A 19931-nucleotide genomic window follows, 5' to 3' on the forward strand; every position below is an offset into this window, starting at 1 on the left:
TATTCGATCAGCTGGTCCGGCCAGTATGAGTTCATGGAGCGCGCGAAGGCGAAGCTTGCCGTGGTGGTGCCGGTGACGCTGATCATCATCGTTCTGCTGCTCTTCCTCAATTTCCGCCGCCTGATCCCGGTCCTGCTGATCATCGGCACGCTGCCGCTCGCTCTGGTCGGCGGCATCTGGTTGCTCGACCTGCTCGGCTACAACATGTCGGTTGCGGTCGGGGTCGGCTTTATCGCCCTGGCCGGGGTCTCGGTGGAGATCGGGGTGCTGATGGTGCTCTATCTTGAACACGCCCTGGCGGACCGCCGCAATCTGGCGGTCGAGGAGGGACGCGAACTGGGTCTGGAGGATCTGACCGCGGCGATCATCGCTGGCGCCCTGCTACGCGTGCGTCCGATCATGATGACGGTTGCGGTGATTATCGCCGGCCTTCTGCCGATCATGTTCGGCAGCGGCACCGGCTCCGAGGTGATGCGTCGCATCGCCGCGCCGATGGTCGGCGGCATGGTCAGCGCGACCGTCCTCACCCTGCTGGTGATACCCGCGGCGTTTCTGATTTGGCAAACCCTTGCGCTGCGCCAACCCAAACAGCGAAAACACGGGCCGTCTGCGACCAGCGACTTGACGCGATGACGATCAGAGCGGGCGATGGCGCAACCGAGCGAACGGTCCAGGGGGTCCGATCACGCGTGGTGATCGACTCGCGATGCCGCCGTAGGCGGCGGGCCGATATCAATCGTTCACAAGAAATTCGAGAGTCGGCTCGATTGCCCGCCCGGCCCAGGACTCGTCATCGACACAGACAATGCCGGCGAGTGATCTGATCGTGGCAGGAAGCGCAAATCAACAGCTTGACCTTCCAGTCGCAGGAAGGTTCACGCTACATTGAACAGCGCCGCCGAGTATACGGCGCACGGGATTTGAGATCGAGGATGGGTATCATGCAAGACAAGCTTCACAGTGGAGGTGAGTGCTGTGGGGGCGATCATGCGCCCGGCGAAGCCACGCAAGGTGGAACAAACACCTTAACTGTTCTGGACCCGGTATGCGGCATGTCGGTCGAGCCTGGACCTGACCGGCCCCATTACAGCCATGCCGGCACGACCTATTATTTCTGCTCGCAAAAGTGTCATGACAAGTTTGTCGCGGACCCGGACCATTTTCTGTCCGGGGCGCACAAGACAGCCAGCGCCCCAATGCCGGCGGGCACACAATACACCTGTCCCATGCATCCGGAGATCGTGCGTAGCCAACCAGGATCCTGCCCGATCTGCGGCATGGCGCTGGAACCCATGGGCGTGCCAACAGGCGAGGAAGGACCCAACCCGGAGCTGATCGATTTCAGGCGACGCTTCTGGGTCGGCGCTATCCTGACCATCCCGCTCCTGATTCTCTCGATGGGACCTTTCGCCGGCCTCGGATTCATTCGTGACGCGATTGGCGAAACTTCGGCCATGTGGGTTGAATTGGTTTTGGCTACACCGGTTATCCTCTGGTCGGGTTGGCCGTTCTTCGAGCGCGGTGTCCAATCGGTCATCACCCGAAACCTAAACATGTTCACATTGATCGCGATGGGAACGGGGGCGGCTTACCTGTTCAGTCTGACCGCAGTGCTCGCACCCGGGATATTCCCGGACGGCTTCCGCGACGCCAATGGTCATGTCGGCGTTTATTTTGAGGCGGCGGCCGTGATCGTGGTTCTGGTGCTGCTCGGTCAGATTATGGAACTTGGCGCGCGCGAGCGTACCGGATCGGCGATCCGTGCCCTGCTGGATATGGCCGCAAAGACCGCGCGCCTGATCCGGCCCGACGGCAGCGAAGAGGAAGTGCCGTTGGAAGATGTCATTGTCGGCGATCGCGTGCGAGTCTTTCCCGGCGACAAGGTACCGGTCGATGGCGAAGTCGTGGAGGGCCGCTCCTCGATTGATGAATCTATGATCTCCGGCGAAGCCGTTCCGGTCGAAAAATCCGTCGGCGACCCCGTTACCGGCGCCACGATCAATGGAACCGGCAGCTTGATCATCGAAGCCAGGCGGGTCGGTGCCGACACCATGCTCAGCCAGATCGTCGAGATGGTCGCGACCGCCCAGCGCAGCCGCGCGCCGATTCAGAAATTCGCCGATGTCGTTGCCGGGCGTTTTGTCCCGGTGGTGATCCTGATCGCGGTGCTTTCCTTCATCGGATGGTCGGTGTGGGGCCCCGATCCGGCGCTGGCCTATGCGTTGGTTTCGGCGGTCTCGGTGCTGATCATCGCCTGTCCGTGTGCGCTTGGCTTGGCAACACCCATGTCGATTATGACGGCAACGGGACGCGGTGCCCAGGCCGGCGTGCTGATCAAGAATGCCGAAGCGCTCGAACGTTTTGCCAAGGTCGATACCCTGGTCGTCGACAAAACCGGGACTTTGACGGAAGGCAAGCCCAGGCTGGTCGCGGTCCTGCCAGAAGCCGGACATGAAGAAGCGGATGTCCTGCGCCTGGCCGCCAGCCTTGAACGCGGTTCAGAGCATCCACTTGCCGAAGCCATAGTTCGCGGCGCGGAAGAACGAGGCCTGGCGTTGGAGACCGCTACCGATTTTGAAGCCATCACCGGCAAGGGGGTAAAGGGGTCAATTGCCGGCCGCCAGCTCGCGCTGGGCAATGCCCGTCTGATGTCCGATCTCGGTCTCGACAGCGCCGGTCTCGTGAAGACAGCCGATACCCGCCGCGACCAGGGCGAAACGGTGATGTTTGTCGTCGTCGACGGCGTGATCGCTGGCCTGGTCAGTGTTGCAGACCCGATCAAGGCGACCACGCCGGAGGCGCTCAAAACCCTTCATGGCCTGGGTTTTCGCATCATCATGGCCACAGGCGATAATGAGCGCACGGCCAGTGCCGTTGCCGCACGCCTGGGGATTGATGAAATCCGCGCCGATGTCCTGCCACAGGACAAGGTCGATATCGTCAAGGCTCTCCAGGCGGAGGGCCGCAAGGTCGCCATGGCCGGCGACGGCGTCAACGACGCCCCTGCCCTGGCGCAGGCCGATGTGGGTATCGCGATGGGGGCCGGTGCGGATGTCGCGATCGAAAGCGCCGGCCTGACCCTCATCAAGGGCGATCTCAACGCTGTCGTCCGCGCCCGCCGCCTTGCCCGCGCGACCATGGCCAACATCCGCCAGAACCTGTTTTTTGCCCTGATCTACAATGCCGCCGGCGTTCCGATCGCGGCAGGCTTGCTCTACCCGGTCCTGGGGTTGTTGATTTCGCCCATATTCGCCGCTGCGGCCATGAGCTTGTCCTCAGTGTCAGTGATCTCCAACGCGCTCCGACTCCGGACGGTCAAATTATGATTAGTTTTGCGGAGCGCCGTTCTGGGCCGCGCTCATGGTCTACTCTTCCCGATGGCGGTCCTGAGCAGATTTGGAGTGCGATAGTGAATGACCGGCCTGACACAAGCCCTTTCACTCGATGGCCTCACTTGAATCAGAACTATTCTGGAGCGTTCAGAGGAGGTCTGACGGCCCATGTCAAATGACACCTATACGCCGGCATTGCGCTACGATGCGCTGACGCCGCTCTATGACACCGTGATCCGAACGCTAACGCGCGAAGAAGTATGGCGGGCGGCACTCATCGAACAGTTGGACCCGAAACCGGGTGATCGGGTGCTTGATGTGGGTTGTGGCACTGGCACGCTGGCCCTTGCGCTAAAACGGCGCGAACCGGACGCTGACATAATTGGCATCGACCCCGACGCGAGCGTGTTGGCGCGGGCGCGGCTCAAGGCGCACGCCGCCGGACAAACCATCAATTTCTTAGACGGTTTTCTCGGCACCACGCCATTACCGCCCGGATGGAGACCCAACAAAATCGTCTCCAGCTTGATGTTCCATCAAACGCCTTTGGAAACAAAATCGGCGATCCTGTGCACGATGCGGGGGCTGATACCGGACGCGGGAGAAATTCACGTCGCCGATTACGGGTTTCAGGAAACCGCGCTGATGCGAACCCTGTTCCGATTGACTGTGCAGTCCCTGGACGGCGTGAGCGATACCCAACCCAATGCCGACGGCGTGCTTCCTCAATTGATGCGAGAGGCGGGCCTGACGGTTGACACTACTCGGGTCATACCCACGCTCACCGGATCGATTTCGATTTTTCGGGCCGTCGTTGATCGAAAATCCATGACGCCATGAAACGTCCAGGCGAATTGAAGAGGGGCAATCCATGAAATCAAGCTACAAACCGAACAGTCTGACGCTGGCTGGTGCCATCGCAATGGGCACCGGCGTCATGATCGGCGCTGGCATTTTCGCCTTGACGGGTCAGGTCGCGCAATTTTCCGGACCGCTCTTCCCGCTCGCCTTTCTGCTGGCGGCGGTGGTCAGCGCCTTCAGCGCTTACACCTACATCAAGGTGTCGAACAAATACCCCTCCGCCGGCGGGATCGCGATGATCCTGCACAAGGCCTACGGTCCCGTGACGATCACTGGAGGCGGAGCCTTGTTGATGGCGTTCTCGATGATCATCAATGAAAGCCTGGTCGCGCGCACCTTCGCTACCTACACATTGCGGCTCTTCGATGCCGAGCCCGTGGCATGGCTGGTTCCTCTCCTGGCGGTCGGCCTGATCGTTGTCGCCTTCCTGATCAATATTGCCGGCAACAAGGTGATCGGCGGGATGTCGAAAATTGCCGCGATCGCCAAGATTGGCGGAATTCTGGTTTTTGCCGTTCTGGTCCTTTGGGCGGCCGGCTTCAGTTTTCAGCCCGCCGCGGTCGCGGGCGGCGATACGACGACGGTTCCGGGATTCCTCGCCGGGGTCGCCCTGGCTATTCTCGCCTTCAAGGGCTTCACCACCATCACCAATAGCGGCGGTGAGGTCGAGAATCCGCACCGCAATGTCGGCCTGGCGATCATCATCTCGCTGGCGATCTGCCTCGTCGTCTATCTGCTTGTTGCTCTCGCCGTCAGTTCGACGCTGAGCATTAGTGAGATCGCTGCGGCGCGGGACTATTCGCTCGCGGAGGCGGCGCGCCCGGCCTTCGGCGATGCCGGTGTGGTCTTCACCGTGATCATTGCGATCATTGCCACGGCGTCGGGCGTTATTGCCAGCATATTCGCCGTCTCGCGCATGATCGCCATGTTGACCGACATGAAGCTAGTTCCGCACAAACACTTCGCCATGCCGGGCGGGATCCAACAGCATGCCCTGGTCTACACCGTGGTGGCAGCGGGCCTGCTCGCGGCCGTCTTCGATCTTGGACGCATCGCCTCGATCGGAGCGATTTTCTATCTAGTGATGGACATTATCATCCATTGGGGCGTGCTTCGCCGAATGCGCAATGATGTCGGCGCCAACCCTGTTGTGCTCGCCACCGCCATCATATTTGACCTGGCCGCGCTGGGTGCCTTTATGGCGATCAAGGCGATGAGCGATCCAGCGATCATCGCGATTGCCGTGTCGGGAATTGTGGCGATTTTCCTGTTCGAGAAACTCTACCTGTCGCGGTTCCGCAAAGAAGCTGACGAACGCCACGAGACTGGCCACGGTTAAATGCGCCGCCGGCGCGACGCGTCAGAGCCGTGAGCTTTGCTTGCACACGGCGCCTGACCCCATCGGCCTCAGGCAGTCGCTGACCACTGTTTTTGCCCATTGTCCGAAAGGCGCGAGAACAACCGCAACAGCTGGCCATTTCGATATTTCACACCGTCAGGCGCGGCCCAGGCCAAACCGGTATCCTGGGCTCAGTGGTCGGTGCCGCCAAGCGCGCGACATCCTGCCGCGCTCAAAGCGCGAGGGCCTCGCCCGGTGCGGCGCGTATCTCTTGTATAGACCTCAAATTGTTTGAGGTTGTTGCAGGGGATACCCATGAAACATCTATTTCTTTCAGCGATGCTCGTCGGATTGCTGACCACCGGCGCCGCCGTGGCCGAAGACCACCAGGTTCAAATGCTCAATCGCGGCTCTGATGGGCCAATGGTCTTCGTGCCGGCTTTCCTGCAGATCGCTCCGGGCGATACGGTGACGTTCCTGCCCACCAATCCCAGCCATAATGCCGAGACTATTCCCGGCATGCTGCCCGACGGCGCGGCTGCGTTTACCGGCGCGATGAACCAGCCTGTTACCGCGACATTCGATCAGGTTGGCGTCTACGGCATCCGGTGTGCACCCCACTACGCCGCCGGCATGGTTGCACTGATCGAGGTCGGTGACGGCACATCGGTCAATGGTGCCGCCGCTGCGGCGGTCCGGCATCCTGGCCTCGCCCGGCGCCGGATGGGCGTCCTCATCAGCGAAAGCGAGAATAACTGATCTGGGCGGCTATTCACCCTCGAATGGTGATCGCACGACAAGCCCGAATAGATCGAAAGGGGTTTAACATGACTTGCCTAACAACAAAGAGGCCAGGTCTTCTGGCAAAGCTTATGACAACAGCTGCGGCCGGTTGCCTGGTTCTCGCGGGGGCTGCACCGGCTCTCGCGCAAAGCGCGCCGGATACCAGCTTCCGCGTGACCGGTTTCGCCGACGCCAGCTTCGTCTATCTCGACAACGGAATAACTACATCGTCCGAATTCACCTCCATGAAGTTCACCCCGATCTTCCAGTTCCAGTATCAGGATCTGGTTTTGTTCGAGGCTGAGCTGGAGATCGAGAACGCCGGTGGGGAGACGGAGGTGGCACTGGAATACGCCCAGGCCGACTTCTTCGTCCACCCCAATGCTGTGATCGTCGTCGGGCGCTTCCTCAGCCCATTCGGCCAGTTTTTCGAACGTCTGCATCCGTCATGGATCAATCGGATGGCTGACACGCCGGCCGGTTTCGGCCATGGCGGCCTGCAGCCAATTTCGGAAACCGGCATCCAGGTGCGCGGCGGGATCGATCTGGACCCAGGAACCTTCACTTATTCGATCGCACTGGGCAATGGTCCGCGTGTCGGCGAAGAAGGCGATACCGAACTCGAAGCTTTCGATGGCGACGATAATGACAACAAGGCCATCTCCGGCCGGTTCGGCCTGTTGGTCATCCCCAACCTCGAGCTCGGTGCATCATTCCTGACGGCAAAAGTTGTCGGACTGGAGGCTGAAGCCGGGCCGGGCCTGATCGAGCCGACCGAAGCTGACCTGTTCCAGTGGGGAACCGATTTTGCCTATACCGGCGGGGCCTGGGACATTCGCGGCGAATATATCCGCAGCAACCGTGATCCCATCAACACCGCCGTCGAACATGCCGTCGATGTTGAGGAGTTCCCGACGCTGGAAAGCACGGCCTGGTATGTCCAGCTGGCTTATCGACTGTCGGGAACACCGGGCTTTCCAGCCCTGGCAAATGTCGAGCCAACATTGCGATATGGCGAATACGATATCACCGGCAATCACGAACTTGCCGAGCACAGTGCCGAGAACCGCTGGGATGTCGGCGTCAATTACTGGATGACGCCCAGCCTGGTCGCGAAAACCGTGTTGCAGCGGCGTGAATTCACAGCCCGTGAACCGGATGAAGTAACAGAAGAGACCCGGCTGATTGTCCAGGTCGCCTACGGCTTTTAGAGGTGGAGAAGAAAATGTTCAGAACACTGTTTATCACGGGCGTCGTCCTGGCCGCCGGCTCCTCGTCCGCCGCCCTGGCGCAGCCAGCTCCGGACCCCGCCGCGCAAGCCCGGGCGGCCGAGGACGCGCTGGCCGACCAGATCGGTCGCGGCGCCGAGGCCTGGGTCGATACCTGCGCCCGATGCCACAACATGCGCTCCCCGACCGAGATGAGCCCTGAGGACTGGGACATGACGGTCAATCATATGCGGGTACGGGCCAATATTCCCGGCGACCTGGCCGAAGACATCAAAGCCTTTTTGATGATGAGCTCAACGCCGATCGAGGAGACCGAAAACCCCGACGGAAATTGATCCTGCCGGCTGGTGCAGGCGGCGGCGAGTTGGCCCACGCTCCGGGGCGAACCATCCCTCGCCTGCACCACCTGTCGCAATGCCGTTGTCGGTTTCGTTGCCTGGCCTCCTCTGAACGGATTCGAATTCTCGATCATCGAGCTGAAATCAATATGAGGGGTGCGTCAAAATAGCGCGTAATAGGACTGAAGACCTGCAACGGAGCATAAAATGAGCGTGTCGCGTATTCTGATATTGGGGCTGATGACAGTGGGTCTGACGCTGGCCGTCAATCAACCCGCATGGGCCCACCCGCCCGAAGAACACAGCGCCGCCCCGGTCGCTGCCGAACCGGTCACACCCGAACCGGTCGCCACGATCGAAGCCACGATCGACGAGGTATCTCCGCATGAGCACGGCACCATTGCGGGTCCAGGGCATCATGACGAACCGATATCGCCTCAAAACAACACCGCTGATGCGCATGACGACGCGCTCGCTGCGCCGCACGGGCATGACATGCCCACTATGGCGTCTCAGCACGACGAATCCGCGCCGCATGAGCATGAAGGCGCCACGCAGGACGCGCACGGTACGGCGGGTCACAGTCACTGGGGCGATAACGGTGCGAACACGCCCGTGGAGAAAGCTTTGGAAAGGCTGGGTGTTTTCCACCCGCTCCTGGTTCACTTTCCAATCGCCCTGATCCTGGCGGCAGCACTGGCCCAAGCGCTTAATCTGGCCGGGGTGCGCGCCTCCAATGCCGACACGGTTCGCTTCCTGGTCTGGACCGGAGCTTTCGGTGGATTGGCAGCTGGCTTGTTCGGTTGGGCCCATGCCGGGCCGATGGCCAGCGATGAGGCCGGCATCATGCTCGCGCATCGGTGGATCGGCTCTAGTCTGACCCTTGGACTGTTCGCGGTAGCCGCCGCGGTGGAATGGAACCGGAAAAGTCCAAGCGGCCAATCGGCCATTATCATGAACCTGGCCTTGTTCACGGCCGCCGCAGCCGTCGCAGTCAACGGCTTTCTGGGTGGTTCGCTCGCGCATGGCGGCGTCAATCATCTGATGGAGATGTAAAAATGAAATACACGAAGCTGATATTGGCCTGTACCGGGGCACTGCTGATCACCGATGTGGCCTTGGCTGATGATGCCGCTGAGATCAGCGCTGTCCTTGAATCCTACTCACTCGCCCTGGCTGCCGAGGATGTCGGTGCCGCCGAGACTTGGGTCCTTGCCGAGGGTGAGGACTTCACGGTATTCGAAGGTTCTGGCCGAGATGTTGGGTGGGTGAGCTATCGCGACCATCATCTCGCGCCCGAATTCGCCTCCGAGGACGTTAGTTTTCAGGTGTATGATTGGTCTGGATACACCATCCGTGCGGATGGCAATGTCGGTGTCGCAACTTTCGACATTCGGATGGAGTATTCTGTGCGCGGCGAAAACCGCGAGCGCAACGGGCACGGCACCGCAATTTTGAGCCGCACGGACGACGGTTGGCGCATCCGCCATCTGCACACGTCCTGAGGAAAGGACATGACCATGGATGACAAAGATCTTGATCGGCTCCTGCGGACCCTGCGAGACAAGTCCGCACTACCTGAGCCAGGTACCTTCGAATCCGCCGTATGGCGCAAGATCCGTCAAACCGTTCCGTGGCAGGAGCGCATCATGGCCGGACTGCGTAAACTGGCTCCGGCTGTCGCTTGGCGTGCGGCGCCCGCCGCACTGGCCCTCGTGATCGGCGGGATTTCTGGAGCCGCAATGGCGGCGCCGGCGTCTCACGACGAGCTAGATGTATTCCGGTCCAGTTCGTCCTATCTGATCACCGCCAAATTTGGCTCACAGGGAACTCGACACTGATGGTTCGCACCGGTCTCGTTGCAACAATTCTGGGCATTTTGGGCGGGTTTCTGGGCGTTTGGCTCGGCCTTACCTTCCTTGGAAGCAGCATCGAAGGAGGAGAGGATCTCCACCACGTCATTCATGAACGGCTCGTCTTGTCGCCGCGCCAGGAAGAGGCGATCGCAGCTCTGGAGGCGGATTTTTCGGTTCAACAGGCGGCGGATGAAGCCAGAATGAGCATCGCACGCCGCGCCTTGGCCGAGGCGTTGCTGCGAGACCAGGCACTCACGGCTGACGTGACGCGGGCAGCAGCGGATATTCATGGCGTGATGGGCGAACTCCAACTGACGACGCTCAGCCACGTGCTCGCCATGCGCGCCGAACTGGATATCAACCAGCGCGCTGAGTTCGATAGATACCTAGCTCAGGCGTTTGATGACGCAGACTGAGAAGCCTGTAAAGCCCGCGCTGACGGATTCCGAGTTGGTGATCTTGGCACGATCCGGTGACAACTCGGCGTTCGGCCAGTTGATCCGGCGGCACCAGAGCGCGATCTTCCGATTCCTCTCACATCAGGTTCGCGATCAGGTCGAGGCCAACGATATTGCTCAGGAGACCTTTGTTGCGCTGTTTCGGTCGCTCGACCGGTATGATACGGGTCGCCCATTCTTGGCCTGGGCCTTTGTGATTGCACGCAATAAGGCGCGCGATCATCACCGCCGGCGCGCGGCGCTCCGGTGGGTGGGCATTGACGATCATCTCGACCAGACAGCCTCTCAGCTCCCCGATCCAGAGCACGAGACTGCAGAGCGACAGGAGCTCACCCAGGTCGGGGTCCTGATCCAAGCACTACCGGAGAGTTTGCGAACGCCCTTGCTGCTCAGCGCTATGGAGGGCCTGTCTCACGAGGAGATCGGTGCGGCGATAGGCGTGTCGACCAAAGCCGTCGAGCTCCGGATTTATCGCGCCCGCAAAGCACTCCGGACTCAGCTCACACAGGAGCGTTGAGGCCCCGCCGCGACCGATCTGGCTGCAGTTCAATTTCTTGCACACCCACCCGGAGCAACAGATCCGGCGGGATGATCCGCCTCACTCCGCAACAAAATCCGTGTGATGGGCCCGCTCGGCCTCCCTGTAACGGTCTGCATCGGATCGATACGGCAACGGGCGACCGTGTTCGGGAGGACAGACTCCCTCACACTGAACGGTCGGGCTTCAAAAGACGCTGCCCCCAACCTTCATATCCGTAATCAAGAGTGCTGAGCGAGATCGATCGTCAAAGTAGCCTGATCGCTATGATAGACGCCATCGGGGCGTGCCGGCACAGTGATCCAGATTGCCGAGAGGAGCGCGACTCCCACCATCGACTCATCCAGCGTGATTTCGCCATTTTCGCCCGTAACAAGGTTATGGTGCCCACCGCCGCCAAGGATGATTTCCACGCGGTGCCCGGCAACTGGAGCTCCCTCATGAAGAAGTTGGAACGTCCGCCCCCCCGAGGTCGTCGCGACAAATTCCAGCGCCTGGCCGGTCGGAGCAAGGCCGGCTTCCAAGCCCGTCTCGCAGGTCTCGATGCACAGGAAGATTTTGGTGTGCTTTGTGTAACTCCGGTCCAGAGGAGGAGATCCTGGCAGATCGTCGAAGGCGCCGCGAACCGCTGCACTCGCCCCGATTTCATCCAGATAAGCAGACGTGTCGTCGGGGCCAATTTGCCCGGCGCGGAGGTGGGTGCTCACCGCTACTACGGAAAAGCCCGGGCGAGCTGCCCCGAAACTCATCGTCAGCGCCGTTTCGCTCTCTTCGAACTCAACGCCTTCCACAGCGGCATTGCCGGTGATAACCGAGATAAAGGCAATGCGGTCACGGGTTGGCCCGAACTCGATATTGGGAAACTCCAGGGCACTGGTCAGCACGACATCGACCGTCGCTCCGGCGTCCCAAACGTGCTGTTGTGATGCCAGAAAGGTCTTGTGCGCCAGGGATGCCGGCGCGGCCAGGACGCTCAACGCCACGGACGTTGCGAGCAGACGCAACCAACTGGTCGGCCGGTTGCCAGAGCGGTTCATATTGCATGATTCAATGATCACAGGCATGGCGTCGATTTTCCTTCCAACAAAGCCTCAAGAGACGCGGGCTCCCCTCAGAGGATCCCACCATCATTCACAATTCTTGCCTGCGCTGAAGCCGGGGGCGGTTGATTGCCCTGCGGCCGAACGCGCGCAAGCGCGACCGTAGACATGTCCGCAGCCCTTCGACGCCAGAGGTGTTTGGTGCTAATCAGCCAATCGCTCTCGATCCCTCGAACCCCGTCACGAACAGAAGCGAACGCCCTCGCCGGCACTCTCACTCATGCAAGGCAAAAGTCTCAATTCCGGCATCGCCGAATGCCCAGACCGTGTAGGACTCGCTGTATCCATCGATTTCCATGCCCGGAGACCCCGCCGGCATGCCAGGAACGGCTATCCCCGCGACAGACGGCCCTTGTTGCAGCAGCCGCCGGATATCTCCAGCTGGCACATGGCCTTCTATGACATAATCGCCAACGACCGCTGTGTGGCAAGACCACATCGATTGCGGCACTCTGAGACGCGTCTTGACCGGTGACATGTCCACAACATTGTTGGCCCGCACCGAGAACCCCGCGGCGCGCAAATGTTCGATCCACGCAGCGCAGCAACCGCAGGTCGGCGATTTGTAAACAAGCACTGCGTCGTCTGCGAACGCGAGGGGCGCGGCAAAGGCGACCAGGCCCGCAGCACCGAATGTTTGAAGAAGCAATTTGCGTCGGTCAATCATCTCCACCTCCTGGAAACGCGCGGATCGCCTCGTGCGCATCGCTCACGTCCTGAATGATTACGTATCAAAACGGCCCTTCCCTCAATCCATCGCGCATCACTTGACGACACCAGGTCGCCTAGAGATTTCCCGGCTTGGCGACACGCTTGCTGCGTCCAAACAATGACCTCAAGAGATCACCAAACCTGGATTTGGAGCCAAGGCTCGGCTTTTCAACGACGTGCCAGGAAAACGCCGCTACGATGAAAGATGCTGGCAGGGACATCGCCGCTATGAAAAGCGGGTCGGCATCTCGGTTCAGATAAAGGACCGATTGCATGATCGGGTAGTGCCAAATGTATATGCCATAGGACCAGTCTGGTAGTTTCGACCAGGTCGGCAATCCGGCCAGCCGGGCGAACGCCAGCCAGAACAAGGTCGTAGCGAGTGTAATATTCAAAAACGGCTCCGCCCAGGGCGCGTCACCGGCAAGCAACCAAACGGGTAGAGAGATCCCGGCGATCCATGGCGCGACCGGCAATGAGTGACGCCACCCATGAATGACCATGCCGAGTGTGAAGGCTGAAGAGAGCCGGGCCGAGCTGATTATCACCGGCGGTGCTTCGCTCCAGAATAGGGCGAGCGCCAGGTAGGTTGCGCCTGTTATCCCGAACAAAATCAGATGCGTATATTTGCCCCACGGCAGAGGTGAGAAGAAGATTATGGCCGCCGCGACATAAGCGATCATTTCATAACGCAGCGTCCACAGGCTGGCAGAAAACTCACCCGCCCATGGTAAATCGGCAAATAGACCTGCGGGCCCTTGCGATGTGTCCAGAAAACCAAGCACCTGAACCGGGAACATCCAGGTTTGCGCGCTGGCCCAATACTCAGCCGGGGCTAGTTCGGTGAAGTATGGTCCAAACCCGAACACAGCCGCAGCCGAGAGCAAGAGCAGCGCCGGCATGAGGCGTAGTGCCCGCGAGGCGGCGTAGGTGAACACATCGGCCCGGCGTTCGAGACTGTCAGCTATGAGAAACCCGCTCAGTACAAAGAAGGCATTCACAGCAACGTAGCTGAGCGACCATCCATTGACCGCCAGCGGCGGTGGCAAGAGCGGTCCTTGCGTCACGATGATCGCGTGTTCCGTCAAAACCGCCGTCGCAAGCGCCAATCGAATTAACGTGAGCCTATTGTCTCGCCCGGTATAAGCTTGGCCAATTGTTTTCATCACTCCAATGTTATTAGCTCCCTGCATCGCCTCTTGGGATTACGCGACAAATCGACGCTCCCCTCAAAACTTGGTCATCCGTCAACAGAACGGCTAGAATCAACTATGGCTATCCAGCTTTCACCGCATGTGCAGTGTCGTAGCGGAAGGCTACCCTGGTCGGGGCACCTCAGCATTCATACGGGTTGGGCGCATTACTTCGGACCGATCGGCGATTCGACATCGCATACGCATTACGCCGTCCAGGTCGTTTTTCCACCGACGGTGGGAAGTATTGATCCCGATTCACGTTCCGGGCCCGCGAAGCGAAAACCGCTCGTCATACCCAGCGGGGCTCGCCACCAATTGCGCAGATCTCACCAGATGAGCCATGTGCTCTTCATCGAGCCGCCGCTCTATGATGTTATTCATCCCCACCTTGGGAGCGCGGTCCCGGCATCGTCCTTGGAATCGTGGCTAGGATTCCTCAACCAATCCCGCCCTCGTGGTGCCGCCCTCAACAGATTAAACCCAATTCTTCTGAGCGCGGCGGATCACCTGCCGCCCGGATACTCGGCGCGCGATGCGGCGGTCGTTCTCGAACTGTCTCGATCTCGTTTTTCTGAAGTGTTTCGAGACACCATGGGTCTGCCGTTTCGGCAATGGGTGCTTTGGACTCGGCTGAGCCATGCCATCCGGTTCATACGCGGCGGTGCAGACCATACGCAGGCGGCCTATAACGCCGGCTTCTCAGATTCGGCACATCTCGCACGAACAACGAAACGGATGTTCGGAATCGCGCTCAGCGCGATGCGTCCGGAGAGCTGAGTACGCAGGTTCCACGATGCCATGCGAATGATCGTTGAAACGTTCAAGCGCCGGTTACCGGACTGTGTTGTCTTGCTCCGCTTGAGGGCAAGAACAGGATGTAACCATGACAATACTGCGTTGGATCGTACGATTGGGGTTTGTTCCGGCCATACTGGTCGGCGGCAATTATCTTGCAATTACAGTGTCAAGCAGCGGTGCGTCCCATGCGTGGCTGGCGGCATTGATATTGGGTGCTGTCCTTGCATCCTTTTTGGCGGAGAATTTCATTCCCTACCATCGAGCCTGGAATCTGGAACACAGCGATAAGTGGCGCGATATCTTTCATTTTCTGATCAATGAAAGCGCCAATTTTCTGTCGATCCTGGCCCTTCCCCTGCTGGCACCCGCCATTCCGGACCTCGGCTTCTGGCCCAACAACTGGCCGATCTGGGCCCAACTGTTGCTTGCGATCTTCATCGTCGATTTCGGTATCACAATGGCTCATTTCGCCAGTCACCGGATCAATTGGTTATGGCGTTTTCACGCCGTCCACCACAGTGCCAAACGGATGTATGGGTTTAACGGGCTCATGAAACACCCCATCCACCAGCTGATCGAAGGTGTGTGCGGTGTAGCCCCGCTCCTCATCCTGGGCATCCCGCAGCAGATCGCCTGGTTGCTGATTGTCGCGATCGCACTGCAACTCCTGCTGCAGCATTCCAATGCCGACGTTCGTATCGGCCCGTTCAAATATATCCTCGCGCTCGCGCCCGCACATCGCTTCCATCACCTCAATACTGCGCGCGAGGGTGACGTCAATTTCGGTCTGTTCACAATGGTTTGGGATTGGCTGCTCGGCACGGCTTCGTTCGATCCCACACGCGAGTTCACCTCAGCCGATCTGGGTATCGAGAATGATCCTGACTACCCAACCGGCTATGTCGCTCAACTCATTGCGCCATTCCGGGCGCGATAGGACCGACACCGCGCCGCGACAACCGCTGCCCTGGGCTCGGCCACACCGAAGTTTTTTTGAGGGGAAATCACGCGAGATGCGTAGTCATAGTGTTAGATCGAGAGGATTGAAAAAATGGACAAGTCGCCCCCCGAAACGACCGTCCGTGTCGTGCCTCTCGGTCTAACGCTCTCCAGCTTTTTGCTGGTCACCTACACGCTCTGTATCGTGTTCGGATTATTGGCCCCGGAAACATTCCACATGCACTCGGCCTGGGCCCCGCTCCTTCCCGGATTCGAATGGCTCACGCCTCGCGGTGTCCTCTTCGGCGCCATCGGCGCTTACAGCTATGGCTGGTATATCGCGATCCTCTTTGTCCCGCTTTATCGCCTGTTCAACCGATAACACGGCTCTGCGATATCCTGGGGCTTATCACGAAAAGCCCGGACGAATGCAAAACGCATCGTGGGGGGCGACCGGAATTCCATCCACAGCTCAATTCGTTTTGGAGTCGCGCCTTGCGAGTTCCATACGCACCAGCCTTTGCATCCGCAGAACCAGAAGCAGCAGGCCTGCCAGTACGGTTATCAGGGCGAATAATGACGCCGTGATCAACAGTGGGTTGTTAAAATTTTCCCGTTCTTCATAGTCCATAATGTGGAGCATCCAGAAGAAATCGAAAACGCGCCAGTTATCGTTTCGGCGAGCCGTCACAAGCCCACTGTCGGACGAAACATAAATGCGCGTGCCTTCGCCATCAGCAAAACTGATACGCCAAGCGGGACCCGATTGCCGATATTCCCACGTTGGTTCTTCGAAATACTCCACGGCCTCAAGGTCAGGCTCGCCGTTGTAGTCGGCCCGAGCGATTTCTACGGCTGTATCGCGGGAGATTGGTGTCAGCCGCTCACCGTTGCGGGCATCGATAAGGGTGGTGGTGCCATCTATCGCCTCGACCAAATATGCCGGGCGCCCCCGCCAGACTCGCAGGCGTATCTCTGACGCGCCGTCGCTCAGCCCAAGCGCCTCCAGGGCCATCTGCGGCGTCATCAAGCCGGCGGATTGGAGCGCGACGTCGGGGTGTTCCGCGATGTTATGCTCACCGCGCACCTTTTCGAGCGGCAAAACACTCATGACAACGCCGCCGGTGATCCAGAGAACGATCTGAATGCCCACGATCAGGGCAATCCATTTGTGCACCCGAATGGTCCAGCGCAACAGTGCCGTCATAGCTCGCCCCTTCAGTCGATCCCTCACGCGCTAGCCAATAGTCGGCGTCAGCAGCGACCGCAAGCGCGCAAGGGAGAGGGGTCGTATCTCCGAACGCACAAAATGAGGCGGCGCGCTTGAGCCGCGCCGCCTCGTTGCCCGTAGACGTTCATCAGTGCTGAGGATCAGCCTCAGGCGATCCGTGATCATGGCCTTCGGACGGCTGCTGATCGGCTGCGCCGTCATCATGCATGTTTTCCATCATTTCGTGGCATTGGTGCATACGCGTGCGCATGCCCTCGTCCATGTTCTCCATCATGGTTTGCCGAGACGCCTCATCGTGATGATCCGAGCTCTCACCCATCATCTGTTCATGCATGGAATGGCATTCGGCCATGGTTGGCATTGACGTTGCTGCCGCATGATCATGGGCACCATGAGAATGCTCTTGAGCCAAGGCAGCTCCCGATGCCAAGGCCAAGCCGACGGCACCAATTCCAGCAATAATTATCGTCTTCATTTTCAGTTCCTTGTCACACAAAAGAGTGGCGTGTCGCACTCAGAATCAAACACGCTGTCCAGCCATCATGGCTGTATTACCTGCTCATCGGGAAGCCCCCGGATGTCCGCGTCGCGGCCAAAGTCAGAGGCACAACCGGACACCGACATCTCCATCATGGTGTTTACGCACCCGGCTGGAAAAACCCTCACCAAGAAATATCCACCCCTTCCCCACTTTGGGCGACTGAACGACCCGCCAGGGCGGCGACGAGCAATCCGGTGTCGCTGGCGTTACCCATGAACCCAATCAGAGCGGTCGACTGCCCTCATTTGCGGTGCGCGCCACCAGAGCATCTTCGCGAGCACTGTCTACAGATTTGGCCAGTCTGAATTTGTGGGCGCGCGCGCACGCGCGGTGATGCGAAGCGCCCTCGCCGGGCCCACCGCAAATTACCCGCGCGGCCGCCCCGGCCGGATTGGCTTGATCACGCCCAGGCTTGATCGGGCCGATTGCTCCACAAGGTCGAGCGCCTGATCCGTGACCGCCGGACCGGCCATCACAGGCTCGGCTTTCTGAACGGTCTGCGCCGGCGGTGCCTCATCGGCAACCGCCAGCTCCAACGCGATGGCCTCGAGCGGCACCTCAACGCCAAGCGTATCTGGGTGTTGGCGAATGAAGGCCAGATCGGCCTCGCCCGCCATTTGGGGCGCGGCCTCTTGCGCTGCGGTCAGCGCCGGCAGGCTCCAGCCAAATTGCTCAAACGCTTCGCGAACAGCATCCGGATCGCCAAGCCGGACATCGACGCACGCGATCCTGGCCTGCCGCAAAAGGCTCTTGGCGGCGGCATTGTCGACGTTGGAGGCTAACAGCACCCCGGCTGGCTTCAAGGTGGTGCTATCCACGATGGCCAGGGCGACGCGATGGTCGCGCAGTCGATTGTTCATCTGGATCGCTCTTTGAGTGCCTTCATAACGCCGCGCGATCTGGATAATGTCACACAGGCGCGGCGCCCACAGATAGAGCAGACCGGGCACCAGAGTGGCGGCTTGGGCCGCGAGCGGCCCGGCGAGCGCGGCAGTGCGGATGGAGCTCTCCAGCGGGACAAGCTCATAGGCAGCGCAAGTGCGGCCGTGTTCACGCAAACCGACCTGGGGGCGGGGCCTTGATTTGAATTGCTCCATCCAGGCGGCAAGACGTCTGGGCGGACAAAACGCGTAGATCAAACCAATGATCGCCAAGCCTGGCAGCGCCAAGGGCAAATAATCGACGATAGCGCTCATGACGGCGGACCCTCGCGGTTGGGGCAGTGGTGAGCCCACGAAGGGGCGCTGGTGGGCCGTCCTGGCCGGCCAGTGCGGCTGCGGGGTCCGAGTCGATAAACAATTGCTGCAATGGCAAGGGCGAGCAGACACACAGCAGCAAAATCGAACCCTCCGGTCATCGCGCGACATCCCCCCGGCCGGCATCTCCGCGCATTGGCTGAACATCAGCCAATGCGCGTTCAAAACTTTGCTGCTGCACCATTGTGTCGTTGACAGAGGAACGTTCGGCATTGTCCAGGAATTTGGCCGGATCACTCGTCATAATCATCAACGGGCCAGTGCGACCGGATTGGTGCGCCCGGGCCGCCATGAGCGCAGCGCCCGCTGTAAATGCGCCGTCCGAGGCGCGGTCATGGATACCGGCGACCGCAATAATTGCGCTGGGCTTGGAAAGATCCGGCGCGGCCACAGCAAAGGCGGGCTGCAGATCCGACGCCTTGGCCGTATCCGGTGTCATGCTGGCGATACGCCCATCAGGCAAGGCCAGGGAGAATTGTTTCTCGGAAAGGTCGCGGACGATGCAGCCGACCCGCTGGGCGCCTGCAGTGAGCATCGAAACCGGGTCGCCATCGCCGATCTGGATTTGGGACCGGGTGAGGATGTCGAAACGCACCTGTTGCCGGTCCATCGCCGCCAGGGGCAGGCGAACATAATCGCTCGCTGCGTCCTTCACCAGGACCCTGGAATCGATGGGATTGACGTCGCGGATCACATATCGGTCACCGACTTTGTAGCCCGACGGTTCCGGCGCGGCGCGGACTTGCAGTACATCATGCATGCGCATTCCCGCCCCGGTCGTACGGTCATAGTCCTGTGCTGCCATCGCGGTGAAACTCTCGATGGTCAGGCAGGGGCCCTCGCCCTGGCCGGCCATCGATCTCTGGGCCGCGGCAACGGCGCGAGCGGCGAGGTTCAAATTGGCCAACCGCAAAGGATCGCCGGCGACGAGCTGGACGGGCGAGCCCGTCCGCACTGCTTCTGCCGCCCCCAGCCTGGCTGCGGCCATTTCCAGGGTTTCGCCGCGAACGGCTCTGAGGACATCACTGGCAGCGTGCAGGGGCGCGGCGGCCGACCCTGTTTCTGCCTCCCGTCTGAAGGCGTCCCCGACAACGACTTCCGAGACAGCGCCGGCCCGAACGGCATGCGCAAGCGGGGCCAGTTCGTGCGGCGGCGTCTGGTCCGGCTCAACCAGGAAGAGGACCTTGCCCACACCCATGGCATCGGCGATGCGGCCAATCAGTTCAGCGCGATGAGAAGACCGCACCGCAGCATCCGAGACAATCAGCGTCGTTAGCGGGCCATAGCCGAGGGAAGCCGGGGAATGGGTGGCCAGCGCCGCTCGTGTCGAGTGCAGAAAGTCGCGGGCATTGTGGAGATTGTCGGTTCCGATCGCAAAACGAGCGACATCAGGGCCGCGCTCACCATGAACGAACACAGCCCTCT

21 protein-coding genes and 1 pseudogene are annotated in these 19931 nt (G+C 60.3%); 15 read left to right on the plus strand and 7 right to left on the minus strand.

Annotation, left to right across the window (positions count from 1 at the left end; all coding sequences use genetic code 11):
• The 12 genes and pseudogenes from AAC023_RS08960 to AAC023_RS09015 form a co-directional block, all read left to right on the plus strand.
• Nucleotides 1-633 (plus strand): efflux RND transporter permease subunit (locus AAC023_RS08960; RefSeq protein WP_339740317.1); only part of this gene is annotated, 633 nt, incomplete at its 5' end.
• Between the two features lie 386 nt (nt 634-1019).
• Nucleotides 1020-3326: pseudogene (locus AAC023_RS08965) on the plus strand (heavy metal translocating P-type ATPase); the annotation flags it as partial.
• 174 nt (nt 3327-3500) lie between these two features.
• A complete protein-coding gene (locus tag AAC023_RS08970; protein ID WP_339740319.1) occupies nt 3501-4172 on the plus strand; it encodes a class I SAM-dependent methyltransferase in 672 nt (223 codons plus the stop codon).
• Nucleotides 4173-4203: 31 nt separating this feature from the next.
• Entirely contained in the window at nt 4204-5532 is a 1329-nt protein-coding gene (locus tag AAC023_RS08975; protein ID WP_339740322.1) for an APC family permease, read from the plus strand.
• Between the two features lie 315 nt (nt 5533-5847).
• A complete protein-coding gene (locus tag AAC023_RS08980; RefSeq protein ID WP_339740324.1) occupies nt 5848-6291 on the plus strand; it encodes a pseudoazurin in 444 nt (147 codons plus the stop codon).
• A 113-nt stretch (nt 6292-6404) separates the two neighbouring features.
• A complete protein-coding gene (locus tag AAC023_RS08985) occupies nt 6405-7526 on the plus strand; it encodes a porin (protein ID WP_339740326.1) in 1122 nt (373 codons plus the stop codon).
• Nucleotides 7527-7540: 14 nt separating this feature from the next.
• Nucleotides 7541-7879: a hypothetical protein gene (locus AAC023_RS08990; protein WP_339740328.1), complete on the plus strand. Its 339-nt coding sequence runs from the start codon at nt 7541-7543 to the stop codon at nt 7877-7879.
• Between the two features lie 210 nt (nt 7880-8089).
• On the plus strand, nt 8090-8938 hold the full coding sequence (locus tag AAC023_RS08995; protein WP_339740331.1) for a DUF2231 domain-containing protein: 849 nt from the start codon (nt 8090-8092) through the stop codon (nt 8936-8938).
• Nucleotides 8939-8940: 2 nt separating this feature from the next.
• A complete protein-coding gene (locus AAC023_RS09000) occupies nt 8941-9387 on the plus strand; it encodes a nuclear transport factor 2 family protein (RefSeq protein WP_339740333.1) in 447 nt (148 codons plus the stop codon).
• A 9-nt stretch (nt 9388-9396) separates the two neighbouring features.
• The gene (locus AAC023_RS09005) at nt 9397-9723 is read left to right on the plus strand and encodes a hypothetical protein (RefSeq protein WP_339740335.1); all 327 of its coding nucleotides are present in this window, start codon (nt 9397-9399) and stop codon (nt 9721-9723) included.
• Entirely contained in the window at nt 9723-10154 is a 432-nt protein-coding gene (locus tag AAC023_RS09010; RefSeq protein ID WP_339740337.1) for a periplasmic heavy metal sensor, read from the plus strand. The genes AAC023_RS09005 and AAC023_RS09010 overlap by 1 nt, the downstream gene beginning before the upstream one ends.
• Nucleotides 10141-10713, plus strand: coding sequence for an RNA polymerase sigma factor (locus tag AAC023_RS09015; RefSeq protein WP_339740339.1), 573 nt, complete (start codon nt 10141-10143; stop codon nt 10711-10713). Before AAC023_RS09010 ends, AAC023_RS09015 begins: the two co-directional genes overlap by 14 nt.
• A 242-nt stretch (nt 10714-10955) precedes the next feature.
• Here the strand turns inward: AAC023_RS09015 and AAC023_RS09020 are convergent, their stop codons facing one another.
• The 3 genes from AAC023_RS09020 to AAC023_RS09030 form a co-directional block, all read right to left on the minus strand.
• Nucleotides 10956-11798, minus strand: a complete 843-nt coding sequence (locus AAC023_RS09020) for a DUF4198 domain-containing protein (protein ID WP_339740341.1) — start codon at nt 11796-11798, stop codon at nt 10956-10958.
• Nucleotides 11799-12048: 250 nt separating this feature from the next.
• Nucleotides 12049-12501: a DUF411 domain-containing protein gene (locus AAC023_RS09025; RefSeq protein WP_339740344.1), complete on the minus strand. Its 453-nt coding sequence runs from the start codon at nt 12499-12501 to the stop codon at nt 12049-12051.
• Nucleotides 12502-12619: 118 nt separating this feature from the next.
• A complete protein-coding gene (locus tag AAC023_RS09030; RefSeq protein WP_339740346.1) occupies nt 12620-13711 on the minus strand; it encodes an acyltransferase in 1092 nt (363 codons plus the stop codon).
• A 363-nt stretch (nt 13712-14074) separates the two neighbouring features.
• Here AAC023_RS09030 and AAC023_RS09035 point away from each other — a divergent pair, with 363 nt between their 5' ends.
• From AAC023_RS09035 to AAC023_RS09045, 3 genes are all read left to right on the plus strand, one after another.
• Nucleotides 14075-14518: an AraC family transcriptional regulator gene (locus AAC023_RS09035; protein ID WP_339740348.1), complete on the plus strand. Its 444-nt coding sequence runs from the start codon at nt 14075-14077 to the stop codon at nt 14516-14518.
• A 106-nt stretch (nt 14519-14624) separates the two neighbouring features.
• The gene (locus AAC023_RS09040; protein ID WP_339740350.1) at nt 14625-15476 is read left to right on the plus strand and encodes a sterol desaturase family protein; all 852 of its coding nucleotides are present in this window, start codon (nt 14625-14627) and stop codon (nt 15474-15476) included.
• A 114-nt stretch (nt 15477-15590) separates the two neighbouring features.
• Complete coding sequence (locus tag AAC023_RS09045) at nt 15591-15860, plus strand: DUF5676 family membrane protein (RefSeq protein ID WP_339740352.1); 270 nt, start codon at nt 15591-15593, stop codon at nt 15858-15860.
• A gap of 90 nt (nt 15861-15950) precedes the next feature.
• On the opposite strand, the gene AAC023_RS09050 is transcribed toward AAC023_RS09045, so the two are convergent.
• The 4 genes from AAC023_RS09050 to AAC023_RS09065 all read right to left on the minus strand — a co-directional run.
• Nucleotides 15951-16685, minus strand: coding sequence for a PepSY domain-containing protein (locus tag AAC023_RS09050; protein ID WP_339740354.1), 735 nt, complete (start codon nt 16683-16685; stop codon nt 15951-15953).
• A gap of 151 nt (nt 16686-16836) precedes the next feature.
• Nucleotides 16837-17184, minus strand: a complete 348-nt coding sequence (locus AAC023_RS09055) for a hypothetical protein (protein WP_339740356.1) — start codon at nt 17182-17184, stop codon at nt 16837-16839.
• A gap of 431 nt (nt 17185-17615) precedes the next feature.
• A complete protein-coding gene (locus AAC023_RS09060) occupies nt 17616-18446 on the minus strand; it encodes a hypothetical protein (RefSeq protein WP_339740358.1) in 831 nt (276 codons plus the stop codon).
• Nucleotides 18447-18603: 157 nt separating this feature from the next.
• The coding region (locus tag AAC023_RS09065) for a hypothetical protein (RefSeq protein WP_339740360.1) at nt 18604-19931 on the minus strand (1328 nt) is incomplete at its 5' end.

Source organism: uncultured Maricaulis sp., assembly GCF_963976135.1.
In the GTDB taxonomy this organism is placed as follows: Bacteria; Pseudomonadota; Alphaproteobacteria; order Caulobacterales; family Maricaulaceae; genus Maricaulis.

Coding starts and splice junctions, on each gene's coding strand:
- AAC023_RS08970 (WP_339740319.1), top strand. CDS start 3,501: ATGTCAAATGACACCTATACGCCGGCATTGCGCTACGATGCGCTGACG.
- AAC023_RS08975 (WP_339740322.1), top strand. CDS start 4,204: ATGAAATCAAGCTACAAACCGAACAGTCTGACGCTGGCTGGTGCCATC.
- AAC023_RS08980 (WP_339740324.1), top strand. CDS start 5,848: ATGAAACATCTATTTCTTTCAGCGATGCTCGTCGGATTGCTGACCACC.
- AAC023_RS08985 (WP_339740326.1), top strand. CDS start 6,405: ATGACAACAGCTGCGGCCGGTTGCCTGGTTCTCGCGGGGGCTGCACCG.
- AAC023_RS08990 (WP_339740328.1), top strand. CDS start 7,541: ATGTTCAGAACACTGTTTATCACGGGCGTCGTCCTGGCCGCCGGCTCC.
- AAC023_RS08995 (WP_339740331.1), top strand. CDS start 8,090: ATGAGCGTGTCGCGTATTCTGATATTGGGGCTGATGACAGTGGGTCTG.
- AAC023_RS09000 (WP_339740333.1), top strand. CDS start 8,941: ATGAAATACACGAAGCTGATATTGGCCTGTACCGGGGCACTGCTGATC.
- AAC023_RS09005 (WP_339740335.1), top strand. CDS start 9,397: ATGACCATGGATGACAAAGATCTTGATCGGCTCCTGCGGACCCTGCGA.
- AAC023_RS09010 (WP_339740337.1), top strand. CDS start 9,723: ATGGTTCGCACCGGTCTCGTTGCAACAATTCTGGGCATTTTGGGCGGG.
- AAC023_RS09015 (WP_339740339.1), top strand. CDS start 10,141: ATGACGCAGACTGAGAAGCCTGTAAAGCCCGCGCTGACGGATTCCGAG.
- AAC023_RS09020 (WP_339740341.1), bottom strand. CDS start 11,798: ATGCCTGTGATCATTGAATCATGCAATATGAACCGCTCTGGCAACCGG.
- AAC023_RS09025 (WP_339740344.1), bottom strand. CDS start 12,501: ATGATTGACCGACGCAAATTGCTTCTTCAAACATTCGGTGCTGCGGGC.
- AAC023_RS09030 (WP_339740346.1), bottom strand. CDS start 13,711: ATGAAAACAATTGGCCAAGCTTATACCGGGCGAGACAATAGGCTCACG.
- AAC023_RS09035 (WP_339740348.1), top strand. CDS start 14,075: ATGAGCCATGTGCTCTTCATCGAGCCGCCGCTCTATGATGTTATTCAT.
- AAC023_RS09040 (WP_339740350.1), top strand. CDS start 14,625: ATGACAATACTGCGTTGGATCGTACGATTGGGGTTTGTTCCGGCCATA.
- AAC023_RS09045 (WP_339740352.1), top strand. CDS start 15,591: ATGGACAAGTCGCCCCCCGAAACGACCGTCCGTGTCGTGCCTCTCGGT.
- AAC023_RS09050 (WP_339740354.1), bottom strand. CDS start 16,685: ATGACGGCACTGTTGCGCTGGACCATTCGGGTGCACAAATGGATTGCC.
- AAC023_RS09055 (WP_339740356.1), bottom strand. CDS start 17,184: ATGAAGACGATAATTATTGCTGGAATTGGTGCCGTCGGCTTGGCCTTG.
- AAC023_RS09060 (WP_339740358.1), bottom strand. CDS start 18,446: ATGAGCGCTATCGTCGATTATTTGCCCTTGGCGCTGCCAGGCTTGGCG.